This is a genomic window from Micromonospora sp. NPDC050784 (assembly GCF_044456765.1).
GTDB lineage: Bacteria > Actinomycetota > Actinomycetes > Mycobacteriales > Micromonosporaceae > Micromonospora > Micromonospora foliorum.
Genome location: NZ_JBITGG010000009.1, coordinates 174,182 through 191,644, shown reverse-complemented (window position 1 = coordinate 191,644; position 17,463 = coordinate 174,182). Strand labels below are relative to the sequence as shown.

Sequence of the window (17,463 nt, the reverse complement as noted above, 5' to 3'; positions counted from 1 at the left end):
GAAGTCCCGGCCGCGCACCCCTGGTTACGCCAGGGAATGCGCGGCCGGGGCGCGTCCGGGACCGCGTCAGCCGGTCACGGGGTCGTGTCGGTGGCGCGCAGGCGCAGCATCGTCCAGGACGCGGGCGGAAGAGTCAGCTGGACGCTGGCGTCGGCGCCGCGTGCCGTGTCGTTGGAGCGTGGTGCGGCGTGGTCCGGACCGTCGGCCGTGTTCTTGGCGTGCAGGTCGGTGCCGCCGACGGTGACGCACTCGCTGATGTCGGTGACTTTCGCGCCGGCCACGTCGATGGTCACCTCGGCCGGGGTGTCCAGGACGCGGTTGACGAGGAAGACGGTCATCTCCCCGGTGCTGTCGTCCCAGGTGGAGACCGCGTCTACCGCGTCGATCTCACCGTAGCGGTCGGTGGTCGTCGTGCTGCCGTCGCGCAGCACGTCCAGCACGGTGCCCTGGGCGTGCCGGGCGGTGCGGGCGAAGGGGTGGAAGATGGTCTGGCGCCAGGCCGAGCCGCCCACCTCGGTCATGATCGGTGCGATGACGTTGACCAGTTGGGCCTGGCAGGCCGCGCTCACCCGGTCGCTGTGCCGCAGCAGGCTGATGAGCAGGCCGCCGACGACGACCGCGTCGGCCACGCTGTAGTGGTCCTCCAGCAGTGGCGGCGCGACCGGCCAGTCCTCGCCGCTCGGCGGCGTGGACGGGGCGGCGGACTGGTACCAGACGTTCCACTCGTCGAACGCGATCATGATCTTCTTGGTCGACCGACGGATCGCTCCGACCGAGTCGGCGATGGCTGTGACGGCGTCGATGTACCTGTCCATGTCCTCGGCCGAGGCGAGGAAGCTGGCCAGGTCGTCGTCGACCGGCTGGTAGTAGGCGTGCAGCGAGATCAGGTCGACGTCGTCGTACGCCTCGGTCAGCACGTCGCGCTCCCAGCTGCCGAAGGTCGGCATACCGAGGTGTGAGGAGCCGCAGGCGACCAGTTCGAGATCGGGATCGAAGCGGCGCATGGCCTTCGCGGTCTGCGCCGCGAGCCGCCCGTACTCGGTGGCGCTGCGCTGACCCACCTGCCACGGGCCGTCCATCTCGTTGCCCAGGCACCACAGCTTGATCCCGTACGGGTCGACGGCACCGTTGTCGCGGCGCTGGTCGGCGAGGTGGCTCCCACCGCGGTGATTGGCGTACTCCAGCAGGTCGACGGCCTCGGCGGTGCCACGGGTACCGAGGTTGACCGCCATGATGGGATCCACCTCGGCCTTGCTCACCCAGCGCATGAACTCGTCGAGCCCGAAGGCGTTGGTCTCCAGGCTGTGCCAGGCGAGGTCGAGCCGCGCCGGTCGTTTGTCGACCGGGCCAACGCCGTCCTCCCAGCGGTAGGAGGAGACGAAGTTGCCGCCGGGATAGCGCACCGTGGTGACACCCAACTCGCGCACCAGCGCGAGGACGTCGCCCCGGAAGCCGTCGGCGTCGGCCGTCGGGTGCCCCGGCTCGAAGATTCCGGTGTAGACGCAGCGACCCAGGTGCTCGACGAACGAGCCGAAGAGCCGGCGTGGCACCGGTGCGACGCGTCGGCGGGGGTCCAGGGTCAGGCGGGCCGTGTGCACGCCGTTCTCCGGCGCGCTGTCGGGGTGGGTGTTCAGGGCTGGCTCCCTTCGTGCGGGTCCGACGCGGACAGCTCTGCCCGGGCGCCGGGACCGAGGGGTGGTGGAGGCGGTGCGAGCTCTGGACAACGTGATCGTCTTCGATTACGTTTTCGATCTATGTAAACGTTACCGATTACGTTTACGTAAGGGAACACGGCACCTGGATCAATGTCTGGCCGGCACGCCCCCGAGGGGCCTGCCCCCGACCGAAAGACCAGCTTGTCGCGGTGATTGGGGTGACCGGGTGACCACTGTTGAGCCGGAGATCGAGGCGACCTACGCCGATGCGACCGCGCCCGTCGACGAACGGGTGTCGGACCTGTTGGCCCGGATGACCCGCGAGGAGAAGCTCGCGCAGCTGGGCAGCACGTGGGCGTTCGCCCTGCTGGAGGGTGGTCGGTTCGCGGCCGAGCGGGCCCGGCCGATCCTTGGACACGGCCTGGGGCACGTGACCCGCGTCGCGGGCGCGACCAGCCTGAAGGCGGTGCAGGTGGCGCGGGTCGCCAACGCGATCCAGCGCTTCCTGGTGACCGAGACCCGGCTGGGGATCCCGGCGATCGTGCACGAGGAGGTCTGCTCGGGGGTGATGGCCCGCGAGGCGACCATCTTCCCGCAGGCCATCGGCGTCGCGAGCACCTGGGCGCCGGAGCTCAACCGGCAACTGGCGGACGCCGTTCGCGCGCAGATGCGCGCCATGGGCAGCCACCAGGGGCTCTCGCCGGTGCTGGACGTGGTGCGCGACCCCCGGTGGGGCCGGACGGAGGAGACCTACGGCGAGGACCCGTACCTGGTGTCCCGGATGGGGGTGGCGTTCGTCAAGGGCCTCCAGGGCGCCGACCTGACCGACGGCGTCCTGGCCACCGCCAAGCACTTCGTCGGCTACGGGGCGTCCGAGGGTGGGCTGAACTGGGCGCCGGCCCACCTGCCGCCGCGTCTGCTGCGCGAGGTGTACCTGTATCCGTTCGAGGCGGCGGTCCGCGAGGGCGGGCTCCAGTCGGTGATGGCCGGCTACCACGAGCTCGACGGCGTCCCCTGCCATGCCAACCGGGAACTCCTCGCCGACGTCCTGCGCGGCCAGTGGGGCTTCACCGGCAGCGTGGTGTCCGACTACTTCGCCGTCAACGACCTCCACTCGTACCACCACTTCGCGCAGGACAAGCAGCAGGCCGCGACGGTGGGCCTCGGCGCGGGCGTGGACGTCGAACTGCCGGCGACGGACGCGTACGCGGACGCCCTCACCCGCGCCCTGGACACCGGCGAGGTCAGCGAGGCCCAACTCGACGAGGCGGTCGCACGCGTCCTTCGACACAAGGTCGAACTCGGGCTCTTCGAGAACCCGTACGTCGACGAGGACGCTGCCGCGACGTCGGCGAACGCCGGGCGGCACCGGGACGTGGCGCTGGAGATCGCCCGCCGCAGCCTCGTCCTGCTCAAGAACGACGGTGTGCTGCCGTTGCCCGGGGGAGCCGGAACGGTCGCTCTCATCGGCCCGAACGCCGACGATGCCCGACACCTGCTCGGTGACTACTCGTTCGCGGCCCACATCGAGGCGTTGGTCGAGGCGCGCAAGCGGCGCGGCCTGCTCGGCGAGATGATGACGATCCCGGACGATCTGGAGATCGACGAGAGCACCCACGGGGTGCCGACGGTGCGGGACGAGCTCGCGGCGCGGCTGGGCGACCGGCTGCGCTTCGCCCCGGGCTGCGACGTGCTCGACCCGTCGACGGAGGGGTTCGCCGAGGCGGTCGCGGTCGCCGCGGCGGCCGACGTCGCGGTGCTGGTCCTGGGGGACCGCTCGGGGCTGACCCCCGGGGCCACCACGGGTGAGTCGCGGGACCGGTCCAGTCTGGACCTGCCGGGTGTGCAGGAGGAATTGGTCCGCGCCGTCGTCGCCACCGGCACACCCGTCGTGGCGGTGCTCGTCGCCGGCCGACCCGTGGGCGGCGACTTCCTGCACGAGGAGTGCGCCGCGGTGCTGATGGCCTGGTTGCCGGGGGAGACCGGGGCGCAGGCGATCGCCGAGGTGCTCCTCGGTGAGGTGAGCCCGAGCGGGAAGCTGCCGATCTCGTATCCCCGTGGCGTGGGCCAGATCCCCGTCTTCTACGGCCACAAGGTGTCCGGCGGGCGGTCACACTGGCACGGCGACTACGTGGATTCGCCGGTCGCCCCGCGATACGTCTTCGGCCACGGCCTCGGGTACACCTCGTTCGTGATCGACGACGCCACGGTGCAGAGCGCCGAGGTCCGCGCCGGGGACAGCGTCGGTGTCGAGGTCACGCTCACCAACACCGGACAGCGGGCGGGGGAGCAGGTCGTGCAGCTCTACGTCCGCGACCCGCAGGCCACGATCACCCGACCGGTGCTGGAGCTGAAGGCCTTCGCCCGCGTCGAGGCCGCCGCCGGCCAGCGGGTGGCGGTGCGGTTCGAGCTCCCCACGGGCCAGCTCGGTTTCTACGACCGGAGCATGACCTACGCGGTGGAGGCCGGGGAGATCGAGGTGTACGTCGGCTTCTCGGTTGCCGACCGTACCCACGCCGGCACCTTTGTCATCGGTGCGGACCCGGACCGGCCGACGTCGAAGGTCTTTACCGGGACCGCCGAAGTACGGCAGTTGTGATCGTTCACCCCGGTCGGTAATCGTTCTTGACGGAGCGTGCCGTCCTGTTGTCAACGGGTAGCACCAGCGCAGTAATCGAACCCACTTCGACCCCCGGGCGGAGGCTGCCGATTGCGTTCTACGCAACGGCGGCCGCCGCCTTGCGGGTATCCAGTTAGGACGTTCTTCTCGCTGGTCGGGTAAGGGCGAAGAGGTCTTGTGTTCGTAATCGTTCTCAGTTACGTTGGCAACATCCTGGAAACGTAACCGATAACGATTGCAGTCCAGAGAGAGCGGCATGATTAAAGTCAATGCGCCGGTAACCATGAGTGATGTCGCCCGAGCCGCCGGCGTTTCCACCGCCACCGTCTCGCGCGTCGTCAACGGCCATTACGGCGTCAGTGCTCGCACGGTCGCTCAGGTTCGCTCCGCCATCGAGCAGCTCGGCTACGAATCGAGCTTGGTGGCCACCAGCCTTCGGCGCAGCCGCACCAACGTTCTGGGCCTCGTGGCGCACAGCTTTCAGTCCTACACGGCCGAGGTGCTCAAGGGCGTGATGAAGGCGCTGAGCCGCTCGGGCTTCGATCTGATCATTTACGCCAACAGCGACCTCTACGGGTCGTATTCGGAGGGTTGGGAGCAGCGGCACCTGACCCGCCTGTCGGGCACCCTCACCGACGGCTGCATCGTCGTCACGCCCTGGGGTGATTTCCGGACCCGGACGCCGGTCGTGGCCATCGACCCGGTGCGGGGCTCGACGGCGCCCTCGGTGATTTCCGACAACCTCGCTGGCGCCACCACCGCTGTCGAGCACCTGCTCGGCCTGGGTCATCGGCGCATCGGGTTCATCGCCGGCCGCGACAGCCTGGCCTCGGCCTGGTCGCGGGAGGAGGGCTACCGGGCCGCGCTGACAAACGCCGGCGTCCCAGTCGACCCGATGCTGATCGGCCGGGGGGATTTCAACCCCGAGTCGGCGACTCCCTTGGCGCGCGTCCTGCTGCAACGACCGGACCCGCCGTCGGCGATCTTCGCGGCGAGCGACGGGATGGCCCTCAAGGTGCTGGAGGTCGCCAGGGAACTGGGGTTCTCCGTGCCGGGGGACCTGTCCGTCGTCGGGTTCGACAATATCCCCGAGTCGGCGTTGACCGAGCCGGGTCTGACCACAGTGGACCAGTCGATGTACCAACTCGGGTACGAAGCCGCCCGGATGCTGAAGTCACTGGTGACCGGCGAGTGGGACGAGCCAAGCCAGATCGTGCTTCCGACCAGCCTCGTCGTGCGCAGCTCGACGGCACCACCGACGAGCGCGGCACGACCATGACATCCGTCCATGGGTGGACGAGCCTGATCGCTCCGGACAGAGCGATCAGGTCAACAGTGCCCGTGGCAGCAGTCTGAAGGAGGTGCATTCAGCACGCACGGCCAGATCCACCGTTGAGTTGAGCCGGCCAGTCGGGTCGCATCCGCTGCCGGCACTTGAAAGGAGTGGAGTGTGACTACCGAACAGTATCACGGGCGTTTACGCCGGCTGGGCGTACGCCGGCGGCTCTCGGCGGCGTTCACCGCCGGGGTCATCGCCACCGCGGCGGTTCTCCTCGCGCCGCAGCCAGCAGCGGCGGACACGCCGTGGCTGGACGTCTCCGCAGACCGTTACGCCACGTTCACCGTCCCGGCAGCGTACGTCCAGGAGAACCTGGGCACCGTCTCGCAGGTCGTCGTCGAGGGAAACTTCGGTCCGTCCGCCACCTGGGCGGAGTTCGGTCTGACCCGCCGGGGCGACGTGTGGTCGGGTGTTCTCGGCGCGCTGGAGCCCGGGCTGTACAACTACCAGCTCACCGCCGACGACACCTTGACCATCAAGGACCCGACGAACAGCACCGGTGTCGCGTCCAACCCGCTGCTGAGCACCTTCCTCGTCGCGGGTGACTCGGCACGGTGGCTGGTCGACGCGCCGGCAGGCACCGGCGGGAAGGTCGAGACGCTGACCTATCGGACCAGGAACGCGCAGCGCTCCGCCCTGGTCTGGACGCCACCGGGTTACACGGCCAAGGGCGCGAAGGGCTACCCGACGCTCTTCCTGCAGTCGGGCGATGGTGTGGCCGCCACCGACTGGCTCGATCTCGGTCGATCCAAGCAGATCCTCGACAACCTCTCGGCCGCCGGCGCCCTGAGCCCGATGGTGGTGGTGATCAACGACGCCTCGGGCGACAAGGAGTTGACGGACCTCCGGAAGGCGGTCACCGACAACTACCGGGTCCTTCGCGACCCGGCGCACCAGGCGATCGCGGGTGTGTCCGACGGCGCGACGGACGCGGTGCGCGCGGCGCTCACCAAGCCCGGTCAGTTCGGCTACGTCGGCTGGTTCTCGGGCACGTCGGCTCCGGAGATCGACCACCGGGACGCCAAGGCGATCAACCGCGGCGTCAAGCTGCTCCGCCTGTACACGGGCAACGTCACCGATCCCGCGTACAACGCCACCTACCGGCTGACGAAGGCGTTGGGCCGCGCCGACGTCCGGTTCGAGTTCGACGGGGTCAACCCGGACGGCGGCGCGAACTGGACTACCTGGCAGGAGAACCTCGTCGACTTCCTGCCGCGGCTGTTCGGTCACGTGCGGGACCACGGGCCGAGCCCCGATCACCAGCCGCTCAAGCGGGAGTTCACTCCACCGCCGGCCGGCACCACCCCGACGCCCTTCGTCACGGAGGACGGGTTCGTCACCTTCGAGACCACCACGGACTTCACTGACGCTCAGCACGTCACGGTCTGGGCGAACGTCGCGCCGGGGGGCAGTTGGCTGCGAATGCCGCTGACCCGCGACGGTGACCGGTGGCGGGCGACCGTGGGTCCGCTGAAGCCCTGGTTCTACTACTACCGGCTGATCGTGGACCGGGTCGCGGTGAAGGACGCCTCGAACCCGACGACTGTCACCACCGAACCGATGTGGAGCACCTTCTTCATCCCTGGGCCCGGGGCCCGACTGCTGTCCGACGTACCCGCCGGTCGCGGCGGCAAGGCCGAGAGCATGACCTACGCCAGCACGGTGGCCGGCCAGGACCGCACCGCACTGGTGTGGACCCCGCCGGGGTACGACCCGGGCCGGACGCAGCCGTACCCGGTCCTCTATCTGCAGCACGGCAGCGGCCAGAACTACACGGACTGGGTCGAGATGGGCCGCGCCAAGCAGATCCTCGACCATCAGTTCCTCGACGGTGACCTCACGCCGATGGTCGTCGTGATGGGCAACGGCAACTCCTCGAACTTCAACCGGGAGTTGCGGGAGAACATCGTTCCGACGGCCCGTGCCCGCTACAACATCTCCAGCGACCCGTCGCAGCAGGCCCTCGCCGGCCTGTCGATGGGCGGCGGGCAGGCGTTGGGCGTGCTGCGGGCCTACCCGGGCGAGTTCGCCTACGTCGCGGCGTTCTCGGCCGGGTTCGGCAGCGGCACCGGCGTCGACGTGGCGGCGATCAACAACGGCACCAAGATGCTGCGCCTGTACGTCGGTGACCAGACCGACTTCGTGTACCCGAGCTTCATGGCATCGCTGACCACGTTGAACAACCTCGGTATCCGCTACGAGTTCGACGGGGTCACCCCGGGGCCGCACGGCTGGGACGTGTGGCAGAAGAACCTCATCGACCTCGCGCCGCGCCTGTTCAAGCGCTAGGAGCCCTCGCCGGCGACGCCACCGGGAGCAGGGCTTCCTGCCCCGGTGGCGCCCGCCAGCGCACGGATGCTGTGCACCGCCATCGCCGAAGGGAACCATCTCAATGAAGAGAAGACGAATACTCGCCACGGTAGTCATGCTCGCGGCGGGGAGCGGCCTCGTCGCCTGCTCCTCCGACGAGGGCGGCAGCGACGCGAGCAATTGCACGAACACCATCACCAAGCAGAACGTGCCGGTCGTGACGATGTGGGGCTGGTACCCCAACACCCAGCTCGTCGTCGACAACTTCAACAAGCAGCACGACGACGTGCAGGTCTGCTGGACCAACGTCGGCCAGGGCAGCGACGAGTACGACAAGTTCCAGACCGCCATCTCGGCGGGCACCGGGGCGCCTGACGTGATCATGGTCGAGGCGGACCGGATTCCGACGTTCCAGATCCAGGGCGCGCTCGTCGACATCAAGAAGTACGGCTTCGACGCGGTCAAGGCCAACTACAGCGAGGGTGCCTGGAAGGACGTGTCGGTCGGTGACGCGGTTTACGGCGTCCCGGTCGACGGCGGCCCGATGGGCATGATCTACCGCAAGGACATCTTCGACAAGTACAAGATCACGCCGCCGAAGACCTGGGCCGAGTACGAGCAGGCCGCGCAGAAGGTCAAGGACGCCGGTGGTCCGCTCTTCGGGGACTTCGGCGCCAACGTGCCGGCGGTCCTGATGGCGCTCCAGATCCAGAAGGGTGCCACGCCCTTCACCTCCGATCCGGCGCAGCCGAACGCCATCGGTGTGAAGCTCAACGACCAGGCCTCCAAGGACGTGCTGGACTACTGGGGTGGCCTGGCCAAGAAGGGCCTGGTCGGCACGCAGAACCAGTTCACCCCGGAGTACATCTCCGGCGTGATCAACGGCAACTACGCGACGTACATCTCGGCCGCGTGGGCACCCGGCTACCTCACCGGCGCGGGCGTCGGCAAGGGCCAGGACACCGGCAAGTTCGCGGTGGCGCCGCTGCCGCAGTGGGACCCAGCCAACCCGGTGCAGGTGAACTGGGGTGGGTCGGCGTTCTCGGTGACCAAGCAGGCGAAGAAGCCGGAACTGGCCGCGAAGGTCGCCTACGGGCTCTACGCCGACAAGGAGTCGCTCACCGACGGCTGGACCAATCAGATCATCTTCCCGCTGAACCTCACGGCGCTCAAGGATCCCGCCTTCGTCGACCTGAAGGTGGCGTTCTTCGGCGGTCAGCAGGCGAACAAGGAGGTCTACGTCCCCGCCGCCGACGCCTACCAGGGCGTCCAGTACGCCCCCTTCGGCCAGTACTACCTCGACGCGATGGAAAAGCAGGTCAGCGAGGTCATCAAGGGGTCCATCACCGGATCGCAGGCTGCCGACCGGCTCCAGGAGGACGTGGCGAAGTACGCCAAGGAACAAGGCTTCACCGTTCAGTGACCGGCTGGGTGGGCCGCGCCGGCACTGGGCGGCCGGCCCACCCTCCCCCCTCAGCGTCCACGTCCCGGAGACCACAATGACATCCCTGACCGAGAAGCGCGCAGCGCGTACAAAGCCTGAGACGCGCACGATCCGTGGCAAGGTACACCTTCGCGAGCACCTGATGGGGTGGTTCTTCGTCGGGCCGTTCGGGGTCGTGTTCCTGGCGTTCCTCATCGCCCCGCTGGCGTACGCGCTGTACCTCAGTCTCTTCCAGAAGAAGCTGATCGGCGGCACCAGCTTCGTTCTCTTCGACAACTACGTGAAGGCGTTCACCGACCCGAGCTTCCTGTCCGGGGCGTGGTTCGTCGTCCGCTTCTCGCTCGTCTCGATCCCGGTGCAGATCATCATCGCGCTCGTGATGGCTCTCATCCTGGACTCGGTGACCACACTGTTCGCGCGCTTCTCCCGCCTCATGATCTTTCTTCCGTACGCGATCCCCACCGTCATCGGGGCCGTGATGTGGGGGTTCCTCTACAGTCGGGGCTTCGGCCCGCTCACCGACATCTTCGGGCTGTTCGGCGCCACCGCACCCGACTTCCTGAGCAGCGACCTGATCTTCTACGGGCTGCTCAACGTCGTCACCTGGCAGTGGGCCGGCTACTACATGATCATCCTGTACGCGGCATTGCAGGGCGTCGACCCGACGCTCTACGAGGCGGCCCGGATGGACGGCGCCGGGCGGTGGCAGATCGCGACGCGGATCAAGATCCCCCTGATCGCGCCCGCCCTGATCCTGATCCTGGTCTTCTCGCTCATCGGCACCCTGCAGTTCTTCAACGAACCGCAGATCCTGCGATACCTCGCCGCGGGCACGATCGGCTCGGACTTCACCCCCAACATGTACGCGTACCAACAGGCGTTCTCGCTCGCCAACTTCAACTACGGGTCGGCGATCTCCTTCGCCCTCGGCGGCATCGTGTTCATCTGCGTGTACGCCTTCCTGTTCTTCACCCGCAAGCGGAGGAGCTTCCTCTGATGGCCGACCACACCAGCGTCCGCGCAGGCGCCCGCCGACCGCAGCGCTACCTCCCGATACAGATCCTCCTCGGCTTCCTGGTGATCTACTTCCTCGTACCGTTCTGGTGGGTCATCGTCAACAGCTCCAAGGACGCGCCGGGTCTGTTCGGCGGCGGCAACACCCTCTGGTTCACCGACCAGATCGACTACCTCGGGAACCTCCGGCAGCTCTTCACCTACGACGGTGGCATCTACCTCCGGTGGATCCTCAACTCCACCCTGTACGCCATCGCCGGCGGCGTCGGCGCCACGGTCCTGGCGGTCATGGCCGGCTACGGTTTCGCCAAGTACCGGTTCGCGGCCCGACGCTTCAGCTTCGCCGTCGTGCTCGGTGCGCTGATGGTGCCCGCCACCGCTCTGGTCATCCCGACGTTCATCATGTTCTCCCGGCTCGGCCTGACCAACACGGTCTGGGCGGTGATCCTGCCGTCGCTGCTCAACCCGTTCGGCGTCTACCTGATGCACGTGTACGCGCGCGACGCGGTGCCCGACGAGCTCTTGGACGCGGCGCGGGTCGACGGCGCGGGAGAGCTGCGGACGTTCTTTCAGATCGCCCTTCCGCTGATGCGTCCCGCGGTGGTCACCGTGCTGCTCCTGTCGGCCGTGGCGTCCTGGAACAACTACTTCCTGCCGCTGGCCATGCTCTCCGACAACCGGCTCTTCCCGGTCACCGTCGGCCTCGGCCTGTGGCAGGGGATCGCGTCCGCGAACAACGCGGGAACCACCTCGCTGTGGAGCCTCATCATCCTGGGCTCCCTGGTGTCCGTGCTCCCGCTGATCATCGCGTTCTTCAGCCTGCAACGACACTGGCGCGGCGGCCTGTCCGTCGGAGGTCTCCGGTAGGTCGGGCCGGGTGCCGCCAGCCATCCACCACACGCGCATTGACCGCCGCGTAGGACGCGGCCGGACGGATGACAGAGAGGTGTGCTGATGTCGACGACGAATCGACCGCTGCGCAGCGGGCAGTGGTTCGGTGCGGAAGGCCGCAACGGGTTCATCCATCGGTCCTGGATGCGCAACCAGGGTTTCGCGGACGACGTCTTCGACGGTCGCCCGGTGATCGGCATCGCCACCACCTGGTCGGAGCTGACACCCTGCAACGCCCACCTGCGCGACCTGGCCGAGTCGGTGAAGCGGGGTGTGTGGGAGAGCGGGGGCCTGCCGCTGGAGTTCCCGGCGATGAGCCTGGGCGAGCCGCTGATGCGACCCACGACCATGCTCTACCGCAACCTGTTGGCGATGGAGTTGGAGGAGTCGGTCCGCGCCAACCCGCTCGACGGGGTGGTCCTGCTCTCCGGCTGTGACAAGACCACCCCCGGCCTGTTGATGGGAGCGGCGAGCGTCGACCTGCCGACCCTGATGCTGACCGGCGGCCCGATGCTCAACGGCAAGTTCCGCGGCCAGGACATCGGCTCGGGCACGGTCGTCTGGCGTTTCACCGAGGAGATGCGGGCCGGTCGGATGACCGCGGCCGACTGCTCCGAGGCGGAGGTCGGCATGTCCCGCAGCCGAGGCCACTGCATGACCATGGGTACGGCGTCCACGATGGCCTGCGTGACCGAGGCGCTGGGCGTGCAACTGCCGGGGGCGGCCGCCGTGCCGGCGGTCGACTCCCGGCGGTACGCGCTCGCGCACGCCGCCGGACGTCGGATCGTCGCCATGGTCGAACAGGACCAGCGGTTGTCCTCGGTGCTCACCAGGGAAGCCTTCGAGAACGCCGTCCGGGTCAACGCCGCGATCGGCGGTTCCACCAACGCCGTCGTACACCTGCTCGCCATCGCCGGACGCCTCGGCGTCCCCCTGTCGCTGGAGGACTTCGACACCCTCACCGCCGACGTGCCCATGCTCGTCAACCTCATGCCGTCCGGGAAGTACCTGATGGAGGACTTCGCCTACGCGGGAGGTCTTCCGGTGGTGATGAAGGAGCTCGCCCCGCTGCTGCACATGGACCACGTCACCGTCAGCGGCAAAAGCGTGGCGGAGAACGTCGACGGCGCCCAGTGCTGGAACCGGGACGTCATCGGCACCCTGGAGGAGCCGTTCCAGCCCGCCGGCTCGGGCACCGTGGTGCTGCGCGGGTCGCTCGCGCCCTCCGGGGCGGTGTTGAAGGTCTCCGCGGCCTCCGCGCAGCTCCTCACGCACACCGGTCCGGCGCTCGTCTTCGACCGCATCGAGGAGTACGTCGTCGCCGCCGACGACCCGGACCTCGACATCACCCCCGACACGGTGATCGTCGTGCGCAACGCCGGACCACGGGGCTACCCCGGCTTCCCGGAGGTGGGCAACGTGCCCATGCCACGACGCTTGCTCGCCGACGGCATCACGGACATGGTGCGGATCTCCGACGCTCGGATGAGCGGCACCGGCTACGGCACCTGCATCCTGCACGTGGCACCGGAGGCGTCCGTGGGTGGTCCGCTCGCACTGGTCCGCACCGGTGACCTGATCTCCGTCGACGTCTCGACGCGCCGCCTGGAGCTCCTGGTCGACGACACGGAACTCGCCCAACGTCGCTCCGCCTGGCAGCCTCCGCAGCCGGTGGCCGACCGGGGTTGGGTACGCCTGTACAGCGAGCACGTTCTGCAGGCCGACAGCGGCGCGGACCTCGATTTTCTCGTTGGCGGCAGCGGCAGCGCGGTACCCCGTCACTCACACTGACGGTCACGTTCGGACGAGGCCCACGAGGAACTGACTCCATGGAAGAACGGACGGCCCGCCAGTGCGAGTTCACGCAAAGGCCGCTGTGACAGCGGCCGACCGGCCACCGGTGATGGCCGACGTCGCTCGCCTGGCGGGCGTATCACACCAGACGGTGTCCCGGGTCATCAACGGGGCGCCCAGCATCAAGCGGGAAACCCGGGAGCGCGTCCTCGAAGCCATTCGACGACTCGACTACCGCCCCAACACGGCCGCCCGTGCGCTGGTTCGCGGACGCTCCGGGATGATCGGCATCATCGGCACCGCCAGGACGCTGTTCGGTCCGACGAGCATCCATCGCAGCGTCGAGGACGCCGCCCGCTCGGCCGGCTACTTCGCCACCTCGGTGAGCCTTTCCGAGGTGACGGTACGGGCGCTCAGCGACGCCACCGAACACCTCATGCGCGTCGGCGTGGAGGGTGTCGTGATGATCGCCGGCAACGACGAGGCGCTTGAGGTGGTGCGGATGACGCGCTCGGGTGTCCCCTTCGTCGTTGTGGAGGGCGACCTGTCCAGGGCCAGCGTGACCGTCGGCGTCGACCAGGTGCTCGGCGCCCGGATGGCCACCGAGCACCTCCTCGACCTCGGACATCGAGAGATCGTGCACGTGAGCGGCCCGCTCAACTGGGCGGAGGCCCGCGCCCGCCTCGAAGGTTGGCGTCAGGCGATGAGCGGGGCGGGCCTGCGCCCACCGGAGCCGGTCGAGGGCGACTGGAGAGCGCACAGCGGCTACCTCGCCGGACTGCGGATCGGTGCGATGCGCGGGACCACCGCGGTGTTCGCCGCCAACGACCAGATGGCCATCGGCGTGCTGCGCGCGCTGCACGAGCGCGGACGGCGGGTGCCACAGGACATCTCCGTCGTCGGATTCGACGACGTCCCCGAGGCGCCCTACCTCATTCCGCCGTTGACGACGATCCAGCAGGACTTCGACGCGGTCGGTCGCCGGGCCATCACCGCCGTCACCCAGGCCATCGACGACACGGTGCCGCAGCGTCTGCCGTTGGTCGTCCCCAAGCTCGTGGTACGCCAGAGCACAGCGCCGCCGCCAGTGGCCGGCAACGCCCTCTCCGACGCTGGCTGATCCGGCCCTCTCGTGCGAGTGATCCGATACGTCCTTTCACCGAAATTCGACTAGCTGTCAGGTTCTGTCCGGTGCGTGCTTCTTTTCCATCGCAAGGCTCAGGGCATGACTGTTTCCACTCCTGGCCTCTCCGGCCTACGCCGCGCCGGTGCGATCGCTGCCGCCACGCTGGCCGCGGTGGCGCTCGGTGTCGTTCCGGGTGCCCGCGCCGACGCCGCCAGTGACGTCCTGCCGATCGGCGACGCCGACCTGACGGAGACCACCACCAGCCGGGTCCTCGCCGACGGCGTGACCCTGACCCACATCGTGCGCGGAACCGAGCCCGCGCCGGCCGACCAGATCAACACCACCAGTCGCGGCCCGTGGGTGGTCAACGTGCTCACCATCGACCCGCGTCGGGCACGCGGGCACCTGAAGGCGACGTACGGCCCGAACCTCGGCCAGGTCGAGAAGACCACCGATCTCGTTCGCGACTCCGGTGCCCTGGCGGGCGTCAATGCCTCCTTCTTCACCTTCACCGCCAGCCCGCTCTACCCCGGTGACCCGGTTGGCCTGGGCCTGTACGGCGGGAAACTGCTCAGTGAGCCCACCACCGAGCCCGGCGAAGTCAACTTCGTCGTTGACGCCAACACCAACCGTGCGCTCACCGGAAAGCTCACCTGGTCGGGCAGCGTACGGAACCGGCAGACCCGGGCCGTCCTGCCACTGGAGTTCATCAACCACCCACCGGTCATCCCTGCCGGTTGTACCGCCCTGGCCGACCAGAGCGCGTGCACCGAGCCCGGCGACGTTGTCCAGTTCACCTCCGAGTTCGACTCGGCCACTCCGACGGGCGTCGGCGTGGAGGTCGTCCTCGATCGCCGCGGCTGCGTGGTGCGGACCGCGACGACCCGCGGCACCACCCTCGCCGCGGGCCAGACCTCGCTACAGGCCACCGGGCGGGACGCCGGCGGTCTGCTCACGGTGGCCGGCCGGGGATGCCTGGACCTGACCTCGACGCTGACCGATCAGCGGGGGCGGAAGCTCCCACTGCGGCCCGGACTGTTCGGCGTGAACGGGCGGTACCCGTTGACGGCGGACGGCCAGGTCGTCGTGCCCGACGGCGGATCCGACAGCTTCTTCGCCCGCAACCCTCGTACCATCGCCGGCACCACCCGGGACGGGAAGGTCGTGCTCGCGACCATCGACGGTCGACAGACCACAAGCGTCGGCACCACGCTGGACGAGACCGCAGCCGTCGCCCAGGCACTCGGCATGTCCGACGCGGTCAACCTCGACGGCGGCGGCTCTACCGCCATGGCCGCTCAGGGCACGCTGGTCAACCACCCCAGCGGAGCCGAGCGGGCCGTTGGTGACGCGCTCGTCTACGTCGAGGGCCGTTACCACGGCGGGCACTGACCGTCGCTGGCAAGCGGGTGCCCCAGCGTGTGGCTGGGGCACCCGCGACGCCGACCGTGGCATGGCCGAGCGGAGTTCTCAGAGGGTGAACACGACAGTGGAGATGCTGCGGGCGCCGACGTTGACGGTGGCCTGACCGCCGTTCACGGTGGTCGGTTGGCTGGCCGCGTTGGCGTTCTGCGAGGTGAGGTAGTGCTCGGCCCGGGTGACGTTCTGCGGGGCCTGGATCACGGCGTTGTTGACCGCGCTGTTCGAGCGGTTGAGGATCACCAGGGTGATCTTCCCGTCCCCCTGGTAGGCCGTCACCTCCAGCGGCGAGGCCTTGGAACTCTTCGTCAGGGCGACCCGCTGGTAGCCGGGGCGGACGTACTTCGCGTACTGCGAGAAGGCGTACCCGCGCTTGAGCGGAGCGCCCGCGGTGGTGCCGAACGCGGCTTCGCCGTCGCCGATGAAGGAGTAGTAGCGCTTGCCGTACCACCAGATGTAGGCGTTCCAGTTGGCCTCCATCGACTTGTGCACGGTGCGCATGATGTCGTCGAGGGTCTCGTTCCAGACCGCCGCGTTGGCGGGGTTGCCCCAGATGTTGGAGCCGCCACCGTCGGCGGCGTGCAGGTTCCACTCGGTCATCCACACCGGCTTGTTGTGCTGCTCCGCCAGGGAGTACGGCCGCAGCCGGCCCGACTCCTCGGTGCCGTAGAGGTGCCCACCGACGTAGCCGATGTTGTTGCGGGCGGTCGCGTCGTTGAGGGTCGGATCGGTGAAGCCGTAGTTCATGTTCACCGCCTCGGCGACCATCAGCTTGGTGTTCTGCACCTTGGTGCCCTGGTCGCGGACGAAGGTGCGCAGCTCGGTGCCGCTCCAGTCCATCGAGTCGTAGTCCGGGTGCCAGTCGGGCTCGTTCTGCACCGAGGTGACGTCGATGGGTACGCCCTGACCACGCATGTACTGCACGTAGCTGTTCAGGTGGTTGGCGTAGTCGTCGTAGTAGTCGGTCTTCAGCTTGCCGCCGTTGACCCGGCTGTTGTTGGTCTTCCACGCCGCTGGCGCGGTCCACGGCGAGGCGAGGATCTTCACGTTGGACCCGTACGACTTCGCCGTCTTCAACGAGTTCACGTGCGTCGCCCACTCGCTGGAGACCGGCGACAGGCCGGTGCGCACGATGGACAGCCCCAACTGGTTGGCGCCCAACCCGACCAGCGTCTGGGTGTCCGCCGTCGACCAGGCGCTACCCCAGATCGACTGCGCCGCCCCGAAGCCGTCGACCGTCTGGTATCTGGTCGCGCTGTTCACCGTGATGTCCGCCGGCCCGTTCGGCGGCGGAGTCGTCGGCGGTGGGGTCGTCGGCGGGGGAGTCGGCTCGGTGCCGCCGGTGCAGGCCACCCCGTTCAACGCGAAGATGGTCGGATCGGGGTTGCTGCCGGTCGACGAGCCGTTGAAACCGAATGACACCGTCCCGTTGGTCGCGATGGCCCCGTTGTAGCTGACGTTCCTGGCGGTGACGGCGGCGCCGCTCTGGGTCAGCGTCGTGTTCCACGCCTGCGTGACGGTCTGCCCGGCGTCGTACTGCCAGGTCAGCGCCCAACTGGTCACCGCGTCACCGAGATTGGTGATGGTGATGTTGGCGCCGAAGCCTCCCTGCCACTGCGATGACACGCTGTAGTTGACCGAACACCCGGCGGCTGCGGCCCCAGCCGGCGCCGCCACGGCGACCGCTGCCGATGCCAGCAGGACGGCACCGGCCGACACCAGGGCGGCGTTTGTCACTCGTCTTCTTCTCATGAACTTCTCCTGAAGTGGTGGTGGCGTCCACGCCTCCGGAGGGCTCGTCTGCGGCGAGATTCAGCGATGGTGTGGGCGGCGGAGAATTGGGAGCGCTCC

At 68.6% G+C, this 17,463-nt stretch carries 11 protein-coding genes; 9 read left to right on the top strand and 2 right to left on the bottom strand.

Translation table 11 applies throughout. From position 1 onward, the window contains the following. Positions 1-74 precede the first annotated feature (74 nt). Complete coding sequence (locus tag ACIBD9_RS15070) at positions 75-1,598, bottom strand: alpha-N-arabinofuranosidase (protein WP_396717880.1); 1,524 nt, start codon at positions 1,596-1,598, stop codon at positions 75-77. A 283-nt stretch (positions 1,599-1,881) separates the two neighbouring features. Between ACIBD9_RS15070 and ACIBD9_RS15065 the strand changes: the two genes are divergently transcribed. The 9 genes from ACIBD9_RS15065 to ACIBD9_RS15025 all read left to right on the top strand — a co-directional run bounded on the left by ACIBD9_RS15065 (position 1,882) and on the right by ACIBD9_RS15025 (position 15,585). Further along, positions 1,882-4,254, top strand: coding sequence for a glycoside hydrolase family 3 N-terminal domain-containing protein (locus ACIBD9_RS15065; RefSeq protein WP_396717877.1), 2,373 nt, complete (start codon positions 1,882-1,884; stop codon positions 4,252-4,254). Between the two features lie 256 nt (positions 4,255-4,510). Further along, on the top strand, positions 4,511-5,554 hold the full coding sequence (locus ACIBD9_RS15060) for a LacI family DNA-binding transcriptional regulator (protein ID WP_396717874.1): 1,044 nt from the start codon (positions 4,511-4,513) through the stop codon (positions 5,552-5,554). Between the two features lie 171 nt (positions 5,555-5,725). Beyond that, positions 5,726-7,903 (top strand): alpha/beta hydrolase, encoded by a 2,178-nt coding sequence (locus tag ACIBD9_RS15055; RefSeq protein WP_396717871.1) that lies wholly within the window; start codon positions 5,726-5,728, stop codon positions 7,901-7,903. 103 nt (positions 7,904-8,006) lie between these two features. Continuing rightward, positions 8,007-9,347, top strand: a complete 1,341-nt coding sequence (locus tag ACIBD9_RS15050) for an ABC transporter substrate-binding protein (RefSeq protein ID WP_396717869.1) — start codon at positions 8,007-8,009, stop codon at positions 9,345-9,347. 76 nt (positions 9,348-9,423) lie between these two features. Next, positions 9,424-10,365 carry a carbohydrate ABC transporter permease gene (locus ACIBD9_RS15045; protein WP_387176056.1) on the top strand — a complete coding sequence of 314 codons (942 nt, stop codon included), beginning with the start codon at positions 9,424-9,426 and terminating at the stop codon, positions 10,363-10,365. Then, positions 10,365-11,249: a carbohydrate ABC transporter permease gene (locus ACIBD9_RS15040; protein WP_238662669.1), complete on the top strand. Its 885-nt coding sequence runs from the start codon at positions 10,365-10,367 to the stop codon at positions 11,247-11,249. The genes ACIBD9_RS15045 and ACIBD9_RS15040 overlap by 1 nt, the downstream gene beginning before the upstream one ends. An 87-nt stretch (positions 11,250-11,336) precedes the next feature. After that, a complete protein-coding gene (locus ACIBD9_RS15035) occupies positions 11,337-13,064 on the top strand; it encodes an IlvD/Edd family dehydratase (RefSeq protein ID WP_396717866.1) in 1,728 nt (575 codons plus the stop codon). 112 nt (positions 13,065-13,176) lie between these two features. After that, on the top strand, positions 13,177-14,187 hold the full coding sequence (locus tag ACIBD9_RS15030; protein ID WP_396718035.1) for a LacI family DNA-binding transcriptional regulator: 1,011 nt from the start codon (positions 13,177-13,179) through the stop codon (positions 14,185-14,187). Positions 14,188-14,340: 153 nt separating this feature from the next. After that, positions 14,341-15,585 (top strand): phosphodiester glycosidase family protein, encoded by a 1,245-nt coding sequence (locus tag ACIBD9_RS15025; RefSeq protein WP_396718032.1) that lies wholly within the window; start codon positions 14,341-14,343, stop codon positions 15,583-15,585. Between the two features lie 78 nt (positions 15,586-15,663). On the opposite strand, the gene ACIBD9_RS15020 is transcribed toward ACIBD9_RS15025, so the two are convergent. Further along, a complete protein-coding gene (locus ACIBD9_RS15020) occupies positions 15,664-17,364 on the bottom strand; it encodes a cellulose binding domain-containing protein (RefSeq protein ID WP_396717864.1) in 1,701 nt (566 codons plus the stop codon). Positions 17,365-17,463: the final 99 nt, after the last annotated feature.

Coding starts and splice junctions, on each gene's coding strand:
- ACIBD9_RS15030 (WP_396718035.1), top strand. CDS start 13,177: ATGGCCGACGTCGCTCGCCTGGCGGGCGTATCACACCAGACGGTGTCC.
- ACIBD9_RS15040 (WP_238662669.1), top strand. CDS start 10,365: ATGGCCGACCACACCAGCGTCCGCGCAGGCGCCCGCCGACCGCAGCGC.
- ACIBD9_RS15050 (WP_396717869.1), top strand. CDS start 8,007: ATGAAGAGAAGACGAATACTCGCCACGGTAGTCATGCTCGCGGCGGGG.
- ACIBD9_RS15020 (WP_396717864.1), bottom strand. CDS start 17,364: ATGAGAAGAAGACGAGTGACAAACGCCGCCCTGGTGTCGGCCGGTGCC.
- ACIBD9_RS15045 (WP_387176056.1), top strand. CDS start 9,424: ATGACATCCCTGACCGAGAAGCGCGCAGCGCGTACAAAGCCTGAGACG.
- ACIBD9_RS15035 (WP_396717866.1), top strand. CDS start 11,337: ATGTCGACGACGAATCGACCGCTGCGCAGCGGGCAGTGGTTCGGTGCG.